General features: G+C 67.6%; 22 protein-coding genes and 1 pseudogene. 11 read left to right on the top strand and 12 right to left on the bottom strand.

What is annotated here, in order from left to right:
- Nucleotides 1-26: 26 nt before the first annotated feature.
- From ACYAF3_RS29485 to ACYAF3_RS29470, 4 genes are all read right to left on the bottom strand, one after another.
- A complete protein-coding gene (locus ACYAF3_RS29485; protein ID WP_003082761.1) occupies nt 27-761 on the bottom strand; it encodes an amino acid ABC transporter ATP-binding protein in 735 nt (244 codons plus the stop codon).
- Entirely contained in the window at nt 758-1,426 is a 669-nt protein-coding gene (locus ACYAF3_RS29480; RefSeq protein WP_003082765.1) for an amino acid ABC transporter permease, read from the bottom strand. Before ACYAF3_RS29480 ends, ACYAF3_RS29485 begins: the two co-directional genes overlap by 4 nt.
- Nucleotides 1,423-2,169 carry an amino acid ABC transporter permease gene (locus ACYAF3_RS29475; RefSeq protein ID WP_003082767.1) on the bottom strand — a complete coding sequence of 249 codons (747 nt, stop codon included), beginning with the start codon at nt 2,167-2,169 and terminating at the stop codon, nt 1,423-1,425. The genes ACYAF3_RS29480 and ACYAF3_RS29475 overlap by 4 nt, the downstream gene beginning before the upstream one ends.
- 202 nt (nt 2,170-2,371) lie before the next feature.
- Nucleotides 2,372-3,280: a glutamate/aspartate ABC transporter substrate-binding protein gene (locus ACYAF3_RS29470; RefSeq protein WP_003082770.1), complete on the bottom strand. Its 909-nt coding sequence runs from the start codon at nt 3,278-3,280 to the stop codon at nt 2,372-2,374.
- Between the two features lie 451 nt (nt 3,281-3,731).
- On the opposite strand from ACYAF3_RS29470, the gene pagP reads away from it, so the two are divergent.
- From pagP to ACYAF3_RS29455, 3 genes are all read left to right on the top strand, one after another.
- Nucleotides 3,732-4,190: a palmitoyltransferase PagP gene (pagP, locus tag ACYAF3_RS29465; RefSeq protein WP_003082771.1), complete on the top strand. Its 459-nt coding sequence runs from the start codon at nt 3,732-3,734 to the stop codon at nt 4,188-4,190.
- Between the two features lie 95 nt (nt 4,191-4,285).
- Nucleotides 4,286-5,080, top strand: coding sequence for an SDR family NAD(P)-dependent oxidoreductase (locus ACYAF3_RS29460; RefSeq protein WP_003082773.1), 795 nt, complete (start codon nt 4,286-4,288; stop codon nt 5,078-5,080).
- A gap of 183 nt (nt 5,081-5,263) precedes the next feature.
- Nucleotides 5,264-6,853, top strand: a complete 1,590-nt coding sequence (locus ACYAF3_RS29455; RefSeq protein ID WP_023087633.1) for a RimK family protein — start codon at nt 5,264-5,266, stop codon at nt 6,851-6,853.
- A 10-nt stretch (nt 6,854-6,863) separates the two neighbouring features.
- Here the strand turns inward: ACYAF3_RS29455 and ACYAF3_RS29450 are convergent, their stop codons facing one another.
- Together ACYAF3_RS29450 and ACYAF3_RS29445 are read right to left on the bottom strand one after the other, a co-directional pair.
- The gene (locus tag ACYAF3_RS29450; protein ID WP_017002034.1) at nt 6,864-8,429 is read right to left on the bottom strand and encodes an aminotransferase class I/II-fold pyridoxal phosphate-dependent enzyme; all 1,566 of its coding nucleotides are present in this window, start codon (nt 8,427-8,429) and stop codon (nt 6,864-6,866) included.
- A gap of 65 nt (nt 8,430-8,494) precedes the next feature.
- The gene (locus ACYAF3_RS29445) at nt 8,495-9,187 is read right to left on the bottom strand and encodes a helix-turn-helix transcriptional regulator (protein WP_003082787.1); all 693 of its coding nucleotides are present in this window, start codon (nt 9,185-9,187) and stop codon (nt 8,495-8,497) included.
- Between the two features lie 433 nt (nt 9,188-9,620).
- On the opposite strand from ACYAF3_RS29445, the gene ACYAF3_RS29440 reads away from it, so the two are divergent.
- The 4 genes and pseudogenes from ACYAF3_RS29440 (at nt 9,621) to ACYAF3_RS29425 (ending at nt 12,607) form a co-directional block, all read left to right on the top strand.
- Nucleotides 9,621-9,959, top strand: a complete 339-nt coding sequence (locus ACYAF3_RS29440) for a hypothetical protein (protein WP_003112384.1) — start codon at nt 9,621-9,623, stop codon at nt 9,957-9,959.
- Between the two features lie 182 nt (nt 9,960-10,141).
- Nucleotides 10,142-10,492 (top strand): YciI family protein, encoded by a 351-nt coding sequence (locus ACYAF3_RS29435; protein ID WP_003082795.1) that lies wholly within the window; start codon nt 10,142-10,144, stop codon nt 10,490-10,492.
- A 174-nt stretch (nt 10,493-10,666) separates the two neighbouring features.
- A pseudogene (locus tag ACYAF3_RS29430) lies at nt 10,667-11,366 on the top strand (DUF899 domain-containing protein).
- 17 nt (nt 11,367-11,383) lie between these two features.
- Entirely contained in the window at nt 11,384-12,607 is a 1,224-nt protein-coding gene (locus tag ACYAF3_RS29425; protein ID WP_003082803.1) for an RNA polymerase sigma factor, read from the top strand.
- A gap of 7 nt (nt 12,608-12,614) precedes the next feature.
- Here ACYAF3_RS29425 and ACYAF3_RS29420 read toward each other — a convergent pair whose 3' ends face one another.
- The 3 genes from ACYAF3_RS29420 to ACYAF3_RS29410 all read right to left on the bottom strand — a co-directional run bounded on the left by ACYAF3_RS29420 (nt 12,615) and on the right by ACYAF3_RS29410 (nt 14,871).
- Nucleotides 12,615-13,826 (bottom strand): MFS transporter, encoded by a 1,212-nt coding sequence (locus ACYAF3_RS29420; RefSeq protein WP_016253673.1) that lies wholly within the window; start codon nt 13,824-13,826, stop codon nt 12,615-12,617.
- Nucleotides 13,827-13,995: 169 nt separating this feature from the next.
- Complete coding sequence (locus ACYAF3_RS29415; RefSeq protein ID WP_003082839.1) at nt 13,996-14,409, bottom strand: VOC family protein; 414 nt, start codon at nt 14,407-14,409, stop codon at nt 13,996-13,998.
- Between the two features lie 36 nt (nt 14,410-14,445).
- Nucleotides 14,446-14,871 (bottom strand): YciI family protein, encoded by a 426-nt coding sequence (locus tag ACYAF3_RS29410; RefSeq protein ID WP_003086910.1) that lies wholly within the window; start codon nt 14,869-14,871, stop codon nt 14,446-14,448.
- A gap of 257 nt (nt 14,872-15,128) precedes the next feature.
- Between ACYAF3_RS29410 and ACYAF3_RS29405 the strand changes: the two genes are divergently transcribed.
- The 3 genes from ACYAF3_RS29405 (at nt 15,129) to ACYAF3_RS29395 (ending at nt 17,070) form a co-directional block, all read left to right on the top strand.
- Entirely contained in the window at nt 15,129-15,398 is a 270-nt protein-coding gene (locus ACYAF3_RS29405; RefSeq protein WP_023090681.1) for a MoaD/ThiS family protein, read from the top strand.
- A 20-nt stretch (nt 15,399-15,418) separates the two neighbouring features.
- Complete coding sequence (locus ACYAF3_RS29400) at nt 15,419-16,525, top strand: WD40/YVTN/BNR-like repeat-containing protein (protein WP_003123007.1); 1,107 nt, start codon at nt 15,419-15,421, stop codon at nt 16,523-16,525.
- Nucleotides 16,526-16,593: 68 nt separating this feature from the next.
- A complete protein-coding gene (locus ACYAF3_RS29395; protein WP_003086914.1) occupies nt 16,594-17,070 on the top strand; it encodes a YbaK/EbsC family protein in 477 nt (158 codons plus the stop codon).
- A gap of 15 nt (nt 17,071-17,085) precedes the next feature.
- On the opposite strand, the gene ACYAF3_RS29390 is transcribed toward ACYAF3_RS29395, so the two are convergent.
- Nucleotides 17,086-17,484 carry a VOC family protein gene (locus ACYAF3_RS29390; protein ID WP_017148866.1) on the bottom strand — a complete coding sequence of 133 codons (399 nt, stop codon included), beginning with the start codon at nt 17,482-17,484 and terminating at the stop codon, nt 17,086-17,088.
- A gap of 37 nt (nt 17,485-17,521) precedes the next feature.
- The gene (locus tag ACYAF3_RS29385; protein WP_025270943.1) at nt 17,522-18,178 is read right to left on the bottom strand and encodes a helix-turn-helix domain-containing protein; all 657 of its coding nucleotides are present in this window, start codon (nt 18,176-18,178) and stop codon (nt 17,522-17,524) included.
- Between ACYAF3_RS29385 and rhtA the strand changes: the two genes are divergently transcribed.
- Nucleotides 18,177-19,070, top strand: a complete 894-nt coding sequence (gene rhtA, locus ACYAF3_RS29380; protein ID WP_003086919.1) for a threonine/homoserine exporter RhtA — start codon at nt 18,177-18,179, stop codon at nt 19,068-19,070. The genes ACYAF3_RS29385 and rhtA overlap by 2 nt on opposite strands.
- On the opposite strand, the gene pmpM is transcribed toward rhtA, so the two are convergent.
- Complete coding sequence (pmpM, locus tag ACYAF3_RS29375) at nt 19,053-20,486, bottom strand: proton-coupled multidrug efflux MATE transporter PmpM (protein ID WP_003123004.1); 1,434 nt, start codon at nt 20,484-20,486, stop codon at nt 19,053-19,055. The genes rhtA and pmpM overlap by 18 nt on opposite strands.
- Between the last annotated feature and the right edge of the window lie 262 nt (nt 20,487-20,748).

Below are 20,748 nucleotides of genomic sequence, written 5' to 3'. Positions count from 1 at the left end.
CGGGCGGGCCGGCGAGGGCGGGTACATCAGTGCGGGAGGATCTTGGCGAGGAACTGCTGGGCACGTTCGGAGCGGGCGCTGACGTCGCCGAAGAACTCCTCCTTCTCGCAGTCTTCCACGATCTGCCCGCGGTCCATGAAGATCACCCGGTTGGCGACCTTGCGCGCGAAGCCCATCTCGTGGGTCACGCACATCATGGTCATGCCTTCGTGGGCCAGCTGGACCATCACGTCGAGCACTTCGTTGACCATTTCCGGGTCGAGCGCCGAGGTCGGCTCGTCGAACAGCATCACCACCGGGTCCATCGCCAGCGCGCGGGCGATCGCCACGCGCTGCTGCTGGCCGCCGGAGAGCTGGCCGGGGTGCTTGTGCGCGTGCTCCTTGAGACCGACGCGCTCGAGCAGGGCCAGGCCCTTCTTGGTGGCTTCTTCCTTGCTGCGGCCGAGTACCTTGATCTGCGCGATGGTCAGGTTCTCGGTGATGCTCAGGTGGGGAAACAGCTCGAAATGCTGGAACACCATGCCGACCCGCGAGCGCAGCTTGGGCAGGTTGGTCTTCGGATCGGCGATGGAGGTGCCGTCGACGACGATGTCGCCCTTCTGGAAGGGTTCCAGTGCGTTGACGCACTTGATCAGGGTCGACTTGCCCGAGCCCGACGGCCCGCAGACCACCACCACTTCGCCTTTCGCAACCTCGGTGGAGCAGTCGGTCAGGACCTGGAAGTCGCCATACCACTTGCTGACATTCTTGATGGAAATCATACGGTTAACCTTTTCTGCAGACGTTTGACGGCGAACGAGGCGGTGAAGCTTACGACGAAGTAGACCAGGCCGGCGAAAATCAGGAACTCGTTGGCCTGGCCGATGATGTCGCCGCGCGAACGGGCCGAATTGAGGAAGTCCATCAGGCCGACGGTATAGACCAGCGAGGTGTCCTGGAACAGGATGATGCTCTGTTGCAGCAGCAGCGGGGTCATCTTGCGGAACGCCTGCGGCAGGATCACCAGGCGCATGGTCTGCCCGTAGGTCATGCCCAGTGCCTGGGCGGCGCCCATCTGGCCTTTCGGGATGGCCTGGATGCCGGCGCGGACGATCTCGCAGTAGTAGGCCGCCTCGAACATCATGAAGGCCACCAGGCAGGAGGTGAACGCCCCCACCGGGGTGTCCTCGCCGGTGATCCAGCGCAGGATGAAGGGCACCGCGAAGTAGAACCAGGTGATCACCAGCAGCAGCGGGATCGAGCGGAAGTAGTTGACGTAGAAGCCGGCGATGTTCGACAGCAACTTGCTGTGCGACAGCCGCATCAGCGCCAGCACGGTACCCAGCGCGACGCCGCCGAGGACGCCGAGGACCATCAGCTTGAGGGTCATCAGCATGCCTTCCCAGAGGCTCGGCAGGGCGGGAACGATTCCACTGAAGTCCATCATTTACCTCCTACGGAGATCAGGCCCGGTACGGCGACCTTTCTCTCCACCAGGCGCATGATCAGCATCAGGCTCATGTTCAGCGTGAAGTAGATCAGCGTGGCCAGGGTGAAGGCCTCGAACAGGTTGGCGGAGAACTCGGCGGTCTGCTTGGTCTGCGCCAGCAGCTCCATCAGGCCGATCAGCGACGCCACCGAGGAGTTCTTGAAGATGTTGAGGAACTCCGAGGTCAGCGGCGGGATGATGATCCGGAAGGCCTGCGGCAGCAGCACGTGGCGGTAGATCTGCGGCAGGCGGAAGCCCATCGCGCGGGCCGCCGAGGTCTGCCCGTAGGGCAGCGCCTGGATGCCGGTGCGCACCTGCTCGCAGACCCGCGCGGCGGTGAACAGGCCGAGGCAGACGACCACGCTGAGGTAGGCCGAGGTAGTCGGGTTGAGGTCCTGCTTGAACCAGGTCTGCAGGCCCTCGGGCAGCAGGTCGGGTACCAGGAAGTACCAGATGAACAGCTGCACCAGCAGCGGCACGTTGCGGAAGATTTCCACGTAGGCGGTGGCGATCCCCGATACCAGGCGGTTCGGCACGGTGCGCATGACGCCGAGCAGCGAGCCCAGCGCCAGGGCGATGATCCAGCCGACCAGGGCGATGGCGATGGTCCAGCCCAGACCGGCGATGTACCAGTCGAGGTAGGTTTCGCTGCCGATCCCGGTGGACTTGAAGAACACGCCCCAGTCCCAGTTGTAATTCATGTTGGGGTTTCCCCTCGGTTCAATCGGTTGCAGACACTGGCGGGGAAGGCAGGCGCCGGCGCGGCCGTGCGGGCCGGCGGCGCTGCTCTTCCGGGGGAGACGGCTGGGGAGGGGCAGGCCCCTCCCGCGTCCCCGAGGCCCCGCCGCGAGGCGGGGGCGACGCGCGAAGCGCTGGCGCTCCGGGAGGAACGCCAGGCGCTCGTTACATCTGCTCGGCGGCCTTGTCGGTCGGGCTGGCGATCAGCTTCTTCAGCTCTTCGCTCATGGGGAAGTTGAGGTTCAGGCCCTTCGGCGGGATCGGCTGGGTGAACCACTTGTCGTAGATCTTGTTGACCTCGCCGGAGGCGTAGGTATCGGTGATGGCCTTGTCGACCACTTTCTTGAACGCCGCGTCGCCCTTGCGCACCATGCAGCCGTAGATCTCGAAGGACTGCGGGGTGCCGCCGACGACCCAGTCGTCCGGCTTCTTGGCCTTGGCCATTTCGCCGTAGAGCAGCGCGTCGTCCATCATGAAGGCCACCGCGCGGCCGGATTCGAGCATCATGAAGGACTCGCCGTGGTCCTTGGCGGAGATGATGTTCATGCCCATCTTCTTGTCCGCGTTCATGGCCTTGAGCAGGCGCTCGGAGGTGGTGCCGGCGGTGGTCACCACGTTCTTGCCCTTGAGGTCGTCGAAGTCCTTGATGTTGGCGGTCTTCTTCGACAGCAGGCGGGTGCCGACCTCGAAGATGCCGACGGAGAAGTCGACCTGCTTCTGGCGCTCTTCGTTGTTGGTGGTGGAGCCGCACTCGATGTCCACGGTGCCGTTCTGCACCAGCGGGATGCGGGTCTGCGAGGTGACCAGGTTATAGCGGACCTTCAGCTCGGGGAGGTTGAGTTCCTTCTTCACCGCCTCGACCACTTTCAGTTGCAGGTCGTGGGAGTAGCCGATCGGCTTGCCCGGCTCGGTGCCGAGGTAGGAGAAGGGAATCGAAGCGTCACGGTGACCGAGGGTGATGGTGCCGGTTTCCTTGATCTTCTTCAGCGTGCCGGTGAGCTCGTCAGCGACGACCGGAGCGGACAACAGAGCGGCCACGATGGCGGTGCTCAGCAGACTGGGAGCGATACGCATGAATTTCTTCCTCGACTTGTTTTGATTTTTATTGAGCCGCGAGCGCCTGGCCTCTCCGGGACAGGGTGTTTCGCGGTTTTCCCCGGCGGGGGAAGCCACGAGAGTATCGTGCTTGCCGAACAGTGTAGTGGCAGGATGCATGCCAGCTTATGAAATCCGGTTTTTTTTAGCCTAACCGTTTGAAAGTAAAAGAAATTAAATTTGGATGAAAATGCCCCGAAATGGCCTTTCGTCCGCTCTTCCGAATATTTTCGGGGCATGGCGTTCGGTTTTCCGAACGTTTCGCCGAGGTCCGTTCTTGAGCCATTCCGGGGTTTTCTGACGGTTCGTTCAGAAATTGTTCAGGCTTCGTTCAGGCCCGATTCAGGCCGGGTTCAGCAGAATTCACGCTGCGAGGCGCAAGCCGTCACGTCTTGCCTTCCTTCCCTGGCGACGGCCGCCTGGAGTCCCCATGCGCTATCTCATCCTCAGCCTGCTGGCCGTGCTCGCCGCACCTGCCTGGGCTGCCGACGACGGCGACTTCTGGTACCTGCAGACCAGCGTCTACACCCGGCATTTCAACCCGGACCCTGAACACAACAATCACCAGGACCTGCTCGGCCTCGAATACAACCGCGCCGATGGCGTGCTGGCCGGCGGTGCGACCTTCCGCAACTCGTTCAGCCAGCGCTCCAACTACGCCTACCTGGGCAAGCGTTTCGACAGTGACAGCTACCCGGTCTACCTGAAGCTCACCGGCGGCCTGTTGCAGGGCTATCGCGGCGAATACCGCGACAAGATCCCGCTGAACCGCTTCGGCGTCGCGCCGGCGATCATCCCCTCGGTGGGCGTTCGCTTCGGCCCGCTGGGCAGCGAGCTGGTGCTGCTCGGCAATTCGGCGGCGATGATCAACCTCGGCCTGCGTCTCTGAGGCCAGGAACGGGCACGGAACGCTGGCTGGTCTAGGCTGTCGTCTGTTCCCCGAGCCGCGTTCCTGAGCGGTTCGTCACTCGACAGGAGACTCCCATGCAGATCGATCTGAGCGACAAACTGGCAATCGTCAGCGGTTCCACCGCCGGCATCGGCTTCGCCATCGCCAGCGGCCTCGCCGCCGCCGGCGCCACCGTGGTGGTCAACGGACGTAGCCAGGCGGCGGTGGACCGTGCGATCGCGGCGATCCGGAACGGCCAGCCGGATGCCAGGGTGCGCGGCGTCGCCGGCGACCTGGGCACGGCGGAAGGCTGCGCGGCTTTCGTTGCGGCCGAGCCGAAGGCGGACATCCTGGTCAACAACCTGGGCATCTTCGAGCTGAAGGACTTCTTCGACATCGAGGACGCCGAGTGGAGCCGCTTCTTTGAGGTCAACGTGATGTCCGGGGTGCGCCTGGCCCGCGCCTACGTCCCGGGAATGGTCGAGCGCGGTTGGGGGCGAGTGGTGTTCCTGTCTTCGGAATCGGCGTTGAACATCCCGGCGGACATGATCCACTACGGCTTCAGCAAGACCGCCAACCTCTCGGTGTCGCGCGGCCTGGCCAAGCGCCTGGCCGGCACCGGGGTGACGGTGAATGCGGTGCTGCCCGGACCAACCCTCACCGAAGGCGTCGCCGAGATGCTCCGCGAGGATGCGCAGAAGGCCGGGCAGAGCATAGAAGAGGCCGGCACCGCCTTTGTCCGGCAGCACCGTTCCAGTTCGATCATCCAGCGCCTGGCGACGCCCGAGGAAGTCGCCAACCTGGTGGTCTACACCTGCTCGACCCAGGCCTCGGCGACCACCGGCGCGGCCCTGCGGGTCGACGGCGGGGTGCTCGACAGCCTGGCCTGACGAGCGCGCAACGCCAGCGTAAAAATGCTCCTCGGCACTCGCGGCGCGGTGCCCGGGGGCCCTGGCCGGTTGCCGCGCCGGCGTCTGGCGGCGGCGCTCGTAAAGCTTGCGTAACGAGGCGCGACAGGAGGCGCCGGCAGGTCTAGAACGGCAGGTACCGTCATTCAGAGGATACCGCCACTCATGTCAGCAGCCTCGTTAGCCACCCTCGACGGGTCGCTCCGCATGACCCTCGTCGAGCAACCCCGACCGCCGGCTCTCGCCGACCTCGGCAGCCGCCTGATGATCGTCGTCGAGCGACGCGAGGACTGGGCCTCCTACCTGCCCAGCGAGGAAGTACTCACCGCCCAGGAATACCTCGAGCAATCGGCGCGCGACCACGGCGGCCGCCGCGTGCAGGTGATCAACCTGTGCCGCGGCTACAAGTACCTCGGCCTCGGCTACTACTGTTCGCTGCTGGCCGAGGCCCGTGGCCACCGGGTGATCCCGTCGCTGCGCTGCATCAGCGAACTGGCTCGCAAGTCGGTGTACGGGCTGGCCCTGGGTGGCCTCGACAAGGCCCTGGACAAGGCGCTGTGCCGTACGCCCTATGGCGCCACCGACGGCTTCACCCTGACCCTGTATTTCGGCCATACCGAGTTCGAGCCGCTGGCCGACCTCGCCCGCCAGTTGTTCGAAGCCTTTCCCTGTCCGATCCTGCTGGTGGAGTTCCGTCGCCAGCAGGGCTGGCATATCGAGGGCGTGCGCCCTGGCGTGCTGAACCGCCTGCGCAGCGACCAGGAGGACGTTTTCGCCGACGCCCTCGACGGTTTCAGCCGGCGCGCCTGGCGCATGCCGCGTTCGCGGCGGGTGGCACGCTACGACATGGCGATCCTCCACGATCCCGACGAAGCGCTGCCGCCGTCCAACCCGCAGGCGCTGGCCAACTTCGTACGGGTCGGCGCCAGCCTCGGCATCGACGTCGAACTGATCGGACGCAAGGACTACGCGCGCCTGGCCGAGTTCGACGCCCTGCTGATCCGCGAGACCACCCGGGTCGACCACCATACCTATCGCTTCGCCGAGAAGGCCGAGCGCGAAGGCCTGGTGGTGATGGACGACCCGGCATCGATCCTGCGCTGCACCAACAAGGTTTACCTGGCCGACCTGCTTGGTTGCCGGCAACTGGGCATGCCGCTCACCGAGATCCTCTACAAGGAACGCCCGCAGGACTGGCAGCGGGTGGCCCGGCGCCTGGGCTTCCCGCTGGTGCTGAAGATTCCCGATGGCTGCTTCTCCCGTGGCGTGGTCAAGGTCAACGACGACAGCGAACTGCTGGCGGCGGCGAGCGAGCTGTTCGAGCGCTCGGTCCTGTTGCTGGCCCAGGAGTTCTTCTACACCGAGTACGACTGGCGCATCGGCGTGCTCGACCGCCAACCGCTGTACGCCTGCCAGTACTTCATGTCGCGCGGCCACTGGCAGATCTACAACCACAAGGCCGACGGCCAGGACGTCAACGGCGAGTGCCGCGCCGTGCCGCTGGAGCAGGTGCCGCCGGCGGTGCTGGAGCTGGCCCTGGAGGCCGCCGGGCGGATCGGCGACGGCCTCTACGGGGTGGACCTGAAGCAGGCCGGCGACAAGGTGCTGGTCATCGAGGTCAACGACAACCCGAATATCGATGCCGGCGTCGAGGACGGCCAGCTTGGCGACGAACTCTACCGGCGCATCCTCCAGGCCTTCGTCCAGCGCCTGGAACTCAAGCACCGTGGCCAGTTGAGCAAGGCGCTGCGCTGAACGGCGCGCCTCAGTCCGGCCGGCGCGTGGCCAGGCGCAGGCCGGAGCCGCGGGCGAGGGCGGCCGGCCTGACGCAACGGACCCGGTAGCGGCCGCGCTCATCGATCTCGATGCCCTGCAACTCGGGAGCGAAACCGGGAAAGTGCTCGCCGAAGGCCTGCAAGGCCAGCAGGTAGTCGATCAGCGCCGGCGATTCCTCGGCCACCCGTTCGCCGGGCAATAGCAGCGGCGTGGCCGCCGGATGGACGCCGACCAGGCTGGCGACCACACGGCCGCCGAGCCTGTCGATCGCCACCGCTTCGGTTTCGTCCCTGACCAGGTGCCCATAGACCGTGGCCGGCGCCAGCGCGGCGTGGCCGGCAGTCCTGGCGGCGGCGTCGGCGAGGGCGGTCAGGTGCAGCCGCAGGCTGGCTTCGTGGATCATCGCGCAGAGTTCGCGCAGGCCGATGTAGCGGTACAGCGGCGAGCTGTCGAGCAACTCCGGCAACACCTGCTTCAGCGGCGCATCGTCGTCGTGCCGGCGTTTGAATTCGCACAGCCTGTCCACCAGCGGCTGCGCGTGTTCCGCCCTGGCGCCCTGGGGAAACAGCAGCAGGAAGCGATAGTCGCCGGTGCGCAACGGGGCGATGCCGTGCCGGCGCAGGTAGCGGCAGACCACCGCGGCGGGTACTCCGAAGCTGGCCGGGCGACCGCGCGAATCGAGGCCGGGGGCGCTCAGGGCGACGCGCAGCGGGTCCAGCCGAGGACTGCTGTCGAGTGTCTCGGCGAGCCCGTGCCAGCGCTTCGCCGGCGTCTCCCGGCCGGCCTCGATGCCAGGCCCCGGGTTGCCCCGCAGTATCTCGAAGAACCACGTATCGCCATCCTCCCTGGCGAGCCGCGCGGCGGCTTCCCAGAGCGCCCGGCGAAAGGCCTCGGCGATGTCGCCGGCGTGCGCCGCCGGGGCTCCCGCGGACGTCTTGCGGTAGGCCGTGGAGAGGTCGTTCAGCGGTGTCGCCAGGCGCTCCGCGGTGCTCCCCGAGCCGATCCGCCACTGCTTGGCCGGCGCCAGGTCGAGGCGTGCGCGGCCGTTGTAGCGGGCGCTCACCGGCGTGCGCGGGACCGGCGGGGCATAGTCGCGCAGCCGCCTGGGGCCCGCCGGGGCGCGCCATTCGCGCAGGTCGCTGTCGATGCGCTCGGCGATGAAGCGTGCGGGGCCGGCGGCCAGGTTGAAGCATCCCTGGACCTCGTCCAGTAGCTGGCTGGACAACTGCTCGATGCGCAGTTGACGAAACAACAGGAACAGCGGGATGGACGGCGCGACCTGGCGGAGTTCATCGAGCGCCGCCAATTGTGCGGCTTCGTTCTCGCCTGTCGGCTCCGCGACGAGCAGGAGGATGCCGGCGGGGTGCGCGGCGTTGCCGAGAAAATCCAGGGCGACCTTGCGGCTTGGCGCCTGGAAGAGCCGATAGCCGCGTATTTCCAGTTGTCGACAAAGCTCGGAAAGACGATTCGCATCATTGGCCGCGTTTATGTTGGAAGTGACGAGTATTGAATGACGCGAAGGATTGTTTCGAGACATGCTGTTGTCCTTGTCCATTCGAACCGCTCGGTTTCGCCGGCAAAAGCGTCGCCCGGCACGCCGAAGGCTCTCGCGAGGCGCGACTAGTGATTGATGATGTACTTGGCGCTGGCGAAGGTCGGCGGGATATAGAAGTTCCACTTCTTTTGCCGGGCGAGTGCCTTGAAGGCGCCGATGCAACTGCAACCGACCTTCTGGAAGATGTTGCTCTTGTGAAACTTGACGGTACTCAGGGAGCGGCTGATCTGTTCGGCTATTTCTTTTTCCGAGAGACCGGAAAGCAGCAGGTAGATCACGTCCCATTCGCGCGAGGTGAACAACTCCGAGGGGGGCGTGAAGGTGAAGGTACCGATGCCGTCGGTGGCGATGAAGCCGCGCGGGGCGACCGAGGTCAGGGTCTTGGCATGGGCGATCACCCCGGTGCGGTTGCCGCGCCGGTCATACAGCGGCATGCGCTCGAAGTACAGGCAGCAGGGCGCCGGATGGTCGTCCGGCCTGAGCAGCGCCAGGGCCTCGATGCGCTTGCCGGTCTGGATGACCAGCTTGTCGTGCTCTTCGATGCTGGCACTGAAGGGGGACAGCAGGGAGTTCTTCTGGCCGAACCGCGGGGTGATCAGTTCGGTATAGCGACGATTGACATAGACGAAGTTGAGACAGTTGTCTTTCACACTCCAGGCCTCTTCGCTCTGCTCCCAGGAAATGATCAGTTCGATGGGAATGTGCACCGACATGTGGTGAGTCATGTCCAGCAGCTTTTCGATATCCAATAGCGTCATTGGCTACTCCACTCATTTACATGTGGGCGGGTCTTTGAATGGAAGAAAGATGGCGAGGCGAGTGCGTGCCGGGATGTTCGTTGGGACCTGCGGAAGTTTCTCTGGCAAGTGCTATCTTCTTTTCGGTGGCGTTCGACTCCTGCGTCTGCGAAGTGTTACCGGAGCAACTACGCCGGGGCGCAATTCGATTTCAGGTTATATCCGCGACCTCATGCCCAGGCTGTACTTTTGATCGAGTTTTTTTGCGCTGTTCTAATAGGGGCGGGCGCGTTGTTCGAAAAGTCGATTGACAGCTGACGGAGGTGGCCAGGGTCCTATCGAACAATTCCAGGAATTCCCTTTTTCCAATGCGCGATGCCACCGGTCCGTACTTCGCTCGCCGGGGCCGTTGCGCGGCTATGGTGGAAGTCCCGAGGCCTATCGAGGCTTTGTCATGTCGCGTGTGCTTTTCCTGCTCCTGGCCATGGTGCTCGCCGGCCTGGGCCAACCGACCCTCGCCGCGCCCCTGCCGGACGAGCTGCCGGCAGCGTTGCCCGCCGCGCCGCCGGTCGCGCCGTTGCCCATGGGCAGCGCGCCACAGCCGCAACCGGAGGCCGCCGAGCCGGACCTGCCGGGTAGCGACGCGGCCAGCGCCGACGGGGAGGCGACGACCAAGGACGGCTTGAAGATCGGCAACGGCAGTCTCCGCCTGCGCCAGGACGATCCCGGGCCGACCCGGGAAAGCCCGCTGCGCGATCCCCGCCTGAATCCCTACGCACCGCGTCAGCCCTGACCGACGGCCCGCGCCCGGTGGTCGGGCGGGTCTAGGCTTGTGCTGCGGTCGGCGGCGTTCCACGGCGAGCGCCGACCGTTCGTCCGCGCCGCGGGCTTTTTTCCCCGCCACTGTCGAAAGGCGCCCTCGCCGGGCGACTACCGAACGAACGGATCGTCGATCCGCACCAGGAGCCCACCGCCATGAAATACCTCTGCCTGATCTATTTCGACGAAGCGAAGCTGGCCGCCGTGCCGGCCGAGGAGCTTGCCGCCATCGTCGACGAGTGCATGACCTACTCCGACCAGTTGGGCAAGGCCGGCCACTACATCGCCTCGCACGCCCTGCAGTCGGTGCAGACCGCCACCACCCTGCGCCACCAGGGCGGGCGGCTGGCGATGACCGACGGGCCGTTCGCCGAGACCAAGGAGCAACTCGGCGGCTTCTACCTGATCGAGGCGCGTGACCTCAACCAGGCCCTGCAGATCGCCGCGAAGATTCCGCCGGGACGGCTCGGCTGCGTCGAGGTGCGACCGGTCAAGGAATGGGAGTGAGGGCGCCCGGCGCCGGAGGTGAAGCATGTGCCCCCTGTGCATCGCATCCCTGTCCCTGGTGTGCGCCGGCGGCGCTTCGCTGGCCGGCTTCGCCCTGGCGACCGGGCGCCGGCGCCGCTGGCGGAACGACCCCGGGCAGGCTGGAAAACCGAGAATTTCCGTGGAGAATCGGCAATGAATCCTTCTTTGCAGGACCACCCGGTGAGCAACCGGGAACAATGGCTGGACGCCCGTCGCCGCCGAACGACGCGAACTGCCCTGGGTCAGGGTGGACAAGGACTACCGCTTCCAGGGCGAGCGCGGTGAGCGTTCGCTGGCCGAGTTGTTCGGCGGCAATAGCCAGCTAATCGTCTACCACTTCATGTTCGCGCCGGGCTGGAGCGAAGGCTGCGTCGGCTGTTCGTTCCTCGCCGACCACATCGACGGCGCCAACCGGCACCTGGCGCACCACGACGTCAGCCTGGTGGCGGTATCGCGCGCGCCCCTGGAAGAGTTCCAGGCGTTCCGCCGGCGCATGGGCTGGCGTTTCGACTGGTACTCCTCGTACGGCAGCGATTTCAACCGTGACTTCGGGGTGTCCTTCGACAAGGCGCAACTGGCCGCCGGCAGCGTCGACTACAACTACCAGCCGACCCCCGACGCCGGCGAGGAAATGCCGGGTGCCAGCGTGTTCCTGCGCAATCCGGCGGGCGAGGTGTTCCACACCTATTCGGCCTATGCGCGCGGCCTCGACATCCTGCTCACCACCTACAACTTCCTCGACCTGACGCCCAGGGGGCGCAACGAGGACGCGATCATGGACTGGCTGCGTCACCACGACCGCTACGACGAGGCGCCGAAAAGCGCCTGCTGCCATGCGCAGGCCAGCCATTGAGGGAGCACGGCGAGCCGTTGCGCAGCCGCATCGAGGCGCTGTACCGCGAGGAGTCGCGGCGCGTGCTGGCGACCCTTATCCGCCTGCTCGGCGATTTCGAGCTGGCCGAGGAGGCCTTGCACGACGCCTTCATCGCCGCCGTCGAGCAGTGGCCGCGCGACGGTATCCCGCGCAACCCGCGCGCCTGGCTGGTTTCCGCTGGGCGCTTCAAGGCCATCGACAACCTGCGCCGGCGAGCGCGTTTCGACGCCTCGCAGCGACTGCTCGCCGAGCAACTGGAAGAGCAGGCCGAGGCGCCGGCGGAGGAGGGCGATGCGGTGGAAGACGACCGGCTACGCCTGATCTTCACCTGCTGCCACCCGGCGCTGACCCCCGAGGCACAGGTGGCGCTGACCCTGCGCGAGGTCTGCGACCTGCGCACCGAGGAGATCGCCCGCGCCTTCCTCGCCGCGCCCAGCGCCATCGCCCAACGCATCGTGCGGGCCAAGAACAAGATCCGCGAGGCCCGGATTCCCTACCAGGTACCGACCCTGGAGGAACTCCCCGAGCGGCTGGGCAACGTCCTGCAAGTGATCTACCTGGTGTTCAACGAGGGCTACTCGGCCTCCACCGGCGCCAGCCTGACCCGCGCCGATCTCAGCGGCGAGGCGATCCGCGTCGGCCGCCTGCTGGTCGAGCTGCTGCCCGACCCCGAGGCCCTCGGCCTGCTCGCCCTGATGTTGCTGCACGACTCGCGGCGCCAGGCGCGGATCTCGGCCAGCGGCGAACTGGTGCGGCTCGACGAGCAGGACCGCGCTCTGTGGGATCGTGGACTGATCGTCGAGGGGCTCGGCCTGGTCGAGCGGGCCCTGGCCAGCCGCCGCGTCGGGCCCTACACCCTGCAGGCGGCGATCGTTGCGGTGCATGCCCAGGCGCCGCGCGCCGAGGACACCGACTGGGCACGGATCGTCGCCCTCTACGACGCGCTGCTGTACCTGGCGCCGTCGCCGGTGGTCGAACTCAACCGCGCCGTGGCCTTGGCCATGCGCGATGGCGTCGAGGTCGGGCTGGCCGTGGTCGATGCGTTGCTGGCGCGAGGTGAACTGGCCGATTACCACCTGGCGCACTCGGCGCGTGCCGACTTCTGCCGCCGTCTCGGTCGCCGCCGCGAGGCCCGCGAGGCCTACCGCGCGGCGCTGGCCCTGGCGCGCCAGGAGCCGGAGCGGCGCTTCATCGAGCAGCGCCTGCGCGAACTCGATTGAAGCCGGCTCAGGCGCCGTTGGCGCAGGCCGTACGCGCTTCGCCGCCAACGCCACGGGTGAACCACCAGAACGCCAGGGCCGCCAGGCTGATTGCCGCGCCGAGCAGGCTCACCGCGTCCCAGCCGGCCCAGGCGTACATGGCGGTGCCGGCGCTGGCGCCGAGGCCGCTGCCGGCGGCGTAGAACAGCATGTAGCAACCCACCAGGCGGCTGTGGGCGCGCGGGTCGATGGCGAAGACCAGGCTCTGGTTGAGCACATGGATCGCCTGGCCGGCGAGATCGAGCAGCAGCACGCCGAGAATCAGCGCCGCCAGCGAATGCGCGCCGAGGGCGAGCGGCAGCCAGGACAGCAGCAACAGCAGCAGGGCGCCGCCGCTGAGCGCCTGGGCGTGGCCGCGATCGGCCAGGCTGCCGGCCCGCGCCGCGCCCAGCGCGCCGAGCGCGCCGACCAGGCCGAAGGCGCCGATGGCGCTGTGCGACAGCGAATGCGGCGGCGCGCCGAGCAGCAATACCAGGCTGCTCCAGAACACCCCGAAGGCGGCGAACATCAACAGCCCGAGCAGGCCGCGCACCTGCAGCACGCGCTGGCTCGCCAGCAGGCCGAACATCGAGCCGAGCAGTTGCCGGTAGGTCAGCCCCAGTTCGTTGCTCGGCGCCGCCGGCAGTACCCGCCAGAGCAGCAGGCCGAGCCCGCCCATGCTCGCTGCCGAGACCAGGTAGACGCTGCGCCAGCCGCCGAGGTCGGCGAGCAGCCCGGCCAGGCTGCGTGCCAGCAGCAGGCCGATCACCACGCCGCCCTGCGCCGCGCCGACCACCCGCCCGCGCTCGCCAGGCGCCGCCAGCGCCGCGGCGTAGGCCAGCAGTCCCTGGGTCATGGCGGTGCCGAGCAGGCCCAGTCCGAGCAGCCCCAGCGCCAGGCCGAGGGTATCGCCGGCGAAGCCCACCAGCAGCAGCGACAGCACCAGCAGCAGGAGCTGGACGAACATCAGCCGGCGCCGCTCCAGCAGGTCGCCCAGCGGCACCACCAGCAGCAGCGCCAGGGCGCAACCGGCCTGGGTCGCGCCGAACAGCAGGCCGACCCCGGCCTGGCCGATGGCGAACTCGGCACCGAGGACGTCCAGCAGCGGCTGGGCGTAATAGACGTTGGCCACGCTGAGACCGCAGGCGACGGCGAACAGCAGCACCAGCGCGGAGGGGAGGGAGGATGGCGAGGATGGCATGCGAAGCGCTCCGTAAGGTTTCAATATGAAACTAAAGCGGAGGCTAGGAATTTTGGTTTTAAAATGCAACCTATATTATCGCAGCAGTGCGTCTATCGATCGCGACTCGCGCACAGTGGAACGCGGGCCCGCCGCTGATTCACCTGGCGGCGGGCCCGCGTAGCGGACGCTACCGGTCCTGCTCGCAGTTGACCATCCAGGCCACGCCGAAGCGGTCGGTGAACATGCCGAAGCTCGCCGCCCAGAAGGTCGGGCCCAGCGGCATCTGGACCGAGCCGCCCTCGGCGAGGGCGTTGAACAGGCGCTCGGCCTCGGCCTTGCTGTCGACGTTAAGGCTGATGGAACAGCCCTTGATGCCTTCGTAGGGATAGGCCGGGTGATTGTCCGAGGCCATCAGGGCGAAGCTGCCGACCACCAGCCGTGCGTGCATGATCTTGTCCTTCCAGTCGGCCGGGATGTCGCCGCACTCGGGGCTGTCGCCGAACGGCAGCATGGCCTCCAGGGTGCCGCCCAGGTGCTGGTGGTAGCAGCTGAAGGCCTCCCGGCAATTACCGTTGAAGATCAGGTAGGGGACGATTTGCATGGCGCTTTCCTCGTTCTTGGCGGAGTGCGGGGCGGTTCAGTTGCGTTTTTCCAGCTCGGCGCGCAGGCGCTCCTCGCGCTCGCGCAGTTCCGGGGTGAACTCCTCGCCGAAGTCCTCGGCCTCGAAGACCTGGCGGATCTCGATCTCGGATTCGCCGTCGAATGGGTTCGGGCATCGCTTGACCCACTCGATGGCCTCTTCCAGGGAGGCCACCTGGAACATCCAGAAACCGGCGATCAGCTCGCGGGTCTCGGCGAAGGGGCCGTCGATCACCGTCCGCGCGTTGCCGGAGAAACGCACCCGGGCGCCCTTGGCGCTGGGCTGTAGCCCTTCGCCGGCGAGCATCACCCCGGCCTTGACCAGTTCCTCGTTATAGCGGCCCATCGCCGCGAGCAGTTCCTCGCTGGGCATCTCGCCGGCTTCGGAAGCCTGGGTGGCCTTGACGATCACCATGAATCTCATCTGCGTTCTCCTTGTTGTTCTGCGCAATGACGGCCCGTTCTGGCCCGCCTCCCGAACTGGTCGAACGGCAGGCCGGCGGATCGACAGGCGACGGCGGTTTTTTCGCTGGCCGGGGCAGTATAGGAGGCCCGCGCCGAGCGGCCGGGATGGCCGACGAGCGTCGCTGCGGAGTGTGCCGACCGCTGGGCGGGCCGCGCCAGCCGTGGCCTGCAGGGCTTCTACACTGTTCCGGCAGAGCCATTTCCGCGAGCCTCGGCATGCCCCGTATCGTCTTCGCCCCGGCCATCCAGCGGCACGTCGCCATGCCCGCGCTGGACGTCGGCGCCGCCACCGTCGCCTCCGCCTTGCAGGCGGCCTTCGTCCGCGAGCCGCGCTTGCGCGGCTACCTGCTCGACGACCAGGGCAGTCTGCGCCGGCATGTGGCGCTGTTCGTCGATGGCGTGCAGGTCCGCGATCGCCGGGGATTGGGCGATCCGCTCCAAGACGATAGCGAGATCTACGTGGTGCAGGCGCTGAGCGGCGGTTGACCAACAGAGGAGGACATCCGGTGAGCGAGCGACTCTATGTCGGCACCCGCAAGGGCCTGTTCGAGCTGCGGCGCAACGCGGCGGGCCAGTGGCTGCCGATGGCCAGCCACTTCCTCGGCGAGCCGCTGAGCATGCTCCTCGCCGACCCGCGCGACGGCGCGCTCTACGCGGCGCTGAATCTCGGCCATTTCGGCGTCAAGCTGTGGCGTCGCGACGCCGGCGCGACGGACTGGAAGGAATGCGCGGTGCCGGTCTATCCGCCGCAGCCGCCAGCGGCCGAACCGCTGGAAGGCCAGGCGGCGGAGCCACCCTGGTCGCTACAGCAGTTGTGGATCCTCGAGCCAGGCGGCGCCGACCGGCCCGGCACGCTGTGGGCCGGGACCATCCCCGGCGGCCTGTTCCGCTCTGACGACCGTGGCGCCAGCTGGCGCCTCAACCGCGAACTCTGGGAACGACCCGAACGCGCCCAGTGGTTCGGCGGCGGCTACGACCATCCCGGCATCCATTCCATCTGCGTCGACCCACGCGACAGTCGCCACCTCACCGTCGCGGTGTCTTGCGGCGGCGTCTGGCAGAGCCACGACGACGGCCGCAGCTGGACCTGCACCACCAGAGGCATGCGCGCCGACTACATGCCGCCGGAGCAGAGCGAGGAGGCGGCGATCCAGGACCCGCACCGCCTGGTGCAGTGCCAGGCGCGCCCGGAGTTCCTCTGGGTGCAGCACCACAACGGCATCTTCCGTTCCCGCGACGGCGGCCTGCATTGGCAGGGCGTGGTCGCCGAGCCGTCCAGCTTCGGCTTCGCCGTCGCCGTGCATCCGCGGCAGCCGGACACGGCCTGGTTCGTCCCGGCGACCAAGGACGAATGCCGCATTCCCAGGGACGCCCGTTTCGTGGTCACCCGCACCCGCGACGGTGGCCACAGCTTCGAGACCCTCGAGCGCGGCCTGCCCGATGGCCCGGCCTACGACCTGGTCTACCGCCACGGCCTGGACATCGACCCCAGCGGCGAGCGCCTGGCCATGGGCTCGACCACCGGCGGCCTGTGGCTCAGCGAGAACGGCGGGGAGGACTGGCAGCAGCTCTCCGCCAACCTGCCGCCGATCTACTGCGTGCGCTTCGCCTGAGCGCGCGGTGCTGGACAGCCTCGGCGCGCTTGCATAAGTTCGTGGGTTTTCGCCAAGGAGCCCACCCCATGAGCCTCGAATCCGTCCGGCGGTTCTTCGCCGAGAAAGCCCCGGACCTGCGCATCATCGAGCTGGAAACCAGCACCGCCACCGTCGCCCTGGCCGCCGAGGCCCATGGCGTGGAGCCGGGGCGGATCGCCAAGACCCTGTCGCTGCGGGTCGGCGAGCGCACCGTACTGGTAGTGGCGCGCGGCGACGCGCGGCTGGACAACCGCAAGATCAAGGCCGCCTTCGGCGGCAAGGCGAAGATGCTCGGCGCCGAGGACGTGGTCGAGCTGACCGGGCACCCGGTCGGCGGAGTCTGCCCGTTCGGCCTGGCGACGCCGCTGGCGGTGTACTGCGACGTCTCGCTGCAAGCCTTCGACGAAGTGCTTCCGGCCGCCGGGGCGGTGCACAGCGCGGTCCGCATCGCCCCGCAACGGATGGCCGAGCTGGTGGATGCGCAGTGGGTCGATGTGTGCCAGGAAGTCCTCCAGGAAGCCTGACGGCAACTGCCGGGCTCAGGCCAGATTGAGCTGCCAGGACACCCCGAAGCGGTCGGCCAGCCAGGCGAAACGCTGGCTGAAGCCGTAGTCGCCGAGCGGCATCAGGGCCTTGCCGCCGTCGCTCAGGGCCTCGGCCAGGCGCTCGATCTGCGCGTTGCTCTCGCAGTCGACGAAGAAGGAGAACGCCGGGGTGAAATCGAAGGCGTGCCGCACATGGCTGTCGATGCAATGCACGCTCTGGTCGCCGAGGCGGAACAGCGCCTTCAGCACCGAGCCCTCCGGGCCCGGCCCCTCGGCGCCGTAGCGCTGGATCTGGAGGATCTCGGCGTCGTCGAACAGCGACAGGTAGAAGTTCATGGCCGCCTCGGCCTGGCCCCCCTGGAACATCAGGAAGGGTCGTACGCGTGCGCTCATCGCGGTCTCCTCTGGAAGGCTGGCTCGAGGCTAGAGCCTAGCTCACCACGTTGCGGGTGAAACGCACCACCTCGTCGCCGTCGCCGTCGTTGACGTAGGCGTACGGCTGGTCGCTGGCGAAGGCATGGAAGTCGCCGGTCTCGATGCGCCGTTCGCCGTCGGCCAGTTCCAGGCGCAGGCGACCTTCGATGACCAGAACCATCTCCCGCCAGCCGGCGGCGTCGGGTTCCGATACGTAGCGCTCGCCCGGTCCCAGCGACCAGGCCCAGAGTTCCACCTCGCGCCGCGCCGGTGCGCTGGCGAGGAGGGTGGCGCGGCTCTCGGGGTGGTGGCCGACCCAGGCCACCGCATTGATCCGCGAGCGGTCGGTGGCCGGTGCCTGGACCAGGTCGGGGAACAGCACGCCGAGGGCGGCGGCGATACGGTCGAGGGTCGACAGACTGACATTGACGTCGCCGCTCTCGATGCCCACCAGCATCCGCCGGCTGACACTGGCCGCGCGGGCCAGCGCTTCCTGGCTGAGGCCGGCTTGCAGGCGCAGGCGGCGGACGTTGCCGGAGACATGTTCGAGGACGCTGGGGCGTTCGGTAGGGTTGGGCAATATATTGCTCACTGTCGCGGTTTTGCGCATTATAGTGCACATCCCGTTTCCCGCAGTCCATCGGGCTGCTTCCCACTGCCGGACCTCTTCCATGACCTCCACCTCCCGCGGCCTCGCCGGAACGCTGTTGCCGGTCGGCCTGCTATTGATCGCCATGGCCTCGATCCAGAGCGGCGCCTCCCTGGCGAAAAGCATGTTCCCCCTGGTCGGCGCCCAGGGCACCACGGCCCTAAGGCTGTTCTTCGCCGCGCTGATCCTGCTGCTGCTCCTGCGTCCCTGGCGCAAGCGCCTGAGCCTGCAATCGCTGCGCTCGGTGGTGGTCTACGGCATCGCCCTGGGCGGCATGAACCTGCTGTTCTATCTCTCGGTGCGCACCGTGCCGCTGGGCATCGCGGTGGCCCTGGAGTTCACCGGGCCGCTGCTGGTGGCGATCCTCTCCTCGCGGCGCCTGCTGGACTTCCTCTGGATCGGCCTGGCGGTGTTCGGCATCTGGCTGTTGCTGCCGCTGGGCAACAGCGCCGAGCCGCTCGACCTGGTCGGCGCCGCCTATGCCCTCGGTGCCGGCGTGTGCTGGGCGCTGTACATCCTCTTCGGCCAGCGCGCCGGCGCCGACCATGGCGCCCAGGGCGCCGCGCTGGGGGTGCTGGTGGCGGCGATCCTGGTTGTGCCGATCGGCGTCGCCCACGCCGGCGCCGACCTCCTCGACCCGGCGCTGATCCCGTTGGCGCTGGGCGTCGCGGTGCTCTCCACGGCCTTGCCCTACACCCTGGAAATGGTCGCGCTGACCCGCCTGCCGGCGCGCACCTTCGGCACCCTGATGAGCATCGAGCCGGCCTTCGGCGCGCTCTCCGGGCTGCTGTTCCTCGGCGAGCGGCTGAGCCCGACCCAATGGCTGGCCATCGGCGCGATCATCCTCGCCTCGGTCGGCACTACCCTCAGCGTCAAGTCGCGTGGCGCCGCCCCGGCGCTACCGGCCAAGGACTGAGGCGGCCGCCGCGTCCTCCCGCTGCAGGCGCTCGTGCTGGCGGATGAAGCGCCGCGCGCTGCGCGCCAGGCGGATGCAGAGCATGATCGCCGCGCCGGTCAGGCCCACCACCAGGCCTTGCCACAGGCCGCGCGGTCCGGTGGGTTCCTGGAACCAGTCGGTGAGGCCGAGGCTGTAGCCCACCGGCAGGCCGATGCCCCAGTAGGCGAACAGGGTCATGATCATCGTCACCCGGGTGTCCTGGTAGCCGCGCAGGGCCCCGGCGGCGGTGACCTGCAGGGCGTCGGAGAACTGGAACAGCGCGGAGAACACGATCAGCGAGGCGGCGATGGCGATCACCGCCGGGTCCGGCGAATACATCGCGGCGATCTGCTCGCGCAGCAACAGCATCAGGCTCGCCGAGACGCAGGCGTAGCCCAGCGCCGCGGCCATCCCCACGCCGGCGGCGAAGCGCGCGTCGCGCGGCAGGCCGGCGCCGAGGTTGTGGCCGACCCGCACGGTCACCGCCATCCCCAGCGAATAGGGAATCATGAACACCAGCGCGCTGAAGTTCAGGGCGATCTGGTGGCCGGCCACCACGTTCTCGTCGAGCCCGCCGATCAGCAGGGCGATCACCGAGAAGATGCTCGACTCGGCGAACACCGCGATGCCGATCGGCAGGCCGACCGCCACCAGCGGGCCGATGGTCGCGCGATCCGGCCACTCCCAGCGCGAGAACAACTGGCTGGCGCGGTAGATCGAGGCCTTGTTCACCCAGAACAGCATGCCGAGGAACATGAACCACATCACCGAGCCGGTGGCCCAGCCGCAGCCGGGGCCACCCATCTTCGGCATGCCGAAGTGGCCGTAGATCAGCGCGTAGTTGATCGGGATGTTCAGCAGCAGCCCGCCGATCCCCAGCACCATGCTCGGCCGGGTCCGTCCCAGGCCGTTGGTGTAGCAGCGCAGTACGTGGTACAGCGCCGCCGCCGGGAAGCCCAGGGCGATGCCCTTGAGGTACAGCAGGCTCGGCCCGATCAGTTCCGGGCGCACTTTCATCAAGCCGAGGATCGGCTCCGACAACCACCACAGCACCGCCCCCGACAGCGGTCCGATCAGCAGCGCCAGCCACAGCGCCTGGCGCACCAGCGGCCCGGTGCCGGGCTGGTCGCCGGCGCCATGGCGCTGGGCGACCTTGGCCGTGGTGGCGAGCAGGGTGCCGGTCATCAGCAGGAACATCGGGATCCAGATCGAGTTGCCCAGCGCCACCGCTGCCAGGTCGTGCGGACTGGCGCGCCCGGCCATCACCGCATCGACGAAGCCCATGGCGGTGGTCGCCAGTTGCGCGATCATGATCGGCGCGGCGAGGGTCAGCAGTTCCTTGAGTTCGGCGCGGATGCGCAAGCCACGGGAAAGGGGCAGGGCGGGGCTGTTCACGGCAGTCCTTGTCTGGGCAGGGGAACCGCGTAGTTTACGGGTTGACGGGGTGGTCAGGAAGGGTCAGCAGGGTCGTGCCGGTTGCCCAGCCCCCCACCGCGCTACGCGCAGACAAACGACCCCGCGCTGCCCGCTTGAGGCTCGACCCCGTAGGGCGAATAACCGCCTGGCGGTTATCCGCCGGATACCCGTGACAGCGGCGGATGACATGCCCTGGAAACGCCGGACATCTCCCCCAGACTTTTCCGCAGCCTCTCTCAGA

Source organism: Pseudomonas sp. TZ252, from assembly GCF_056110345.1.
This window is presented reverse-complemented; position numbering and strand designations above follow the sequence as displayed.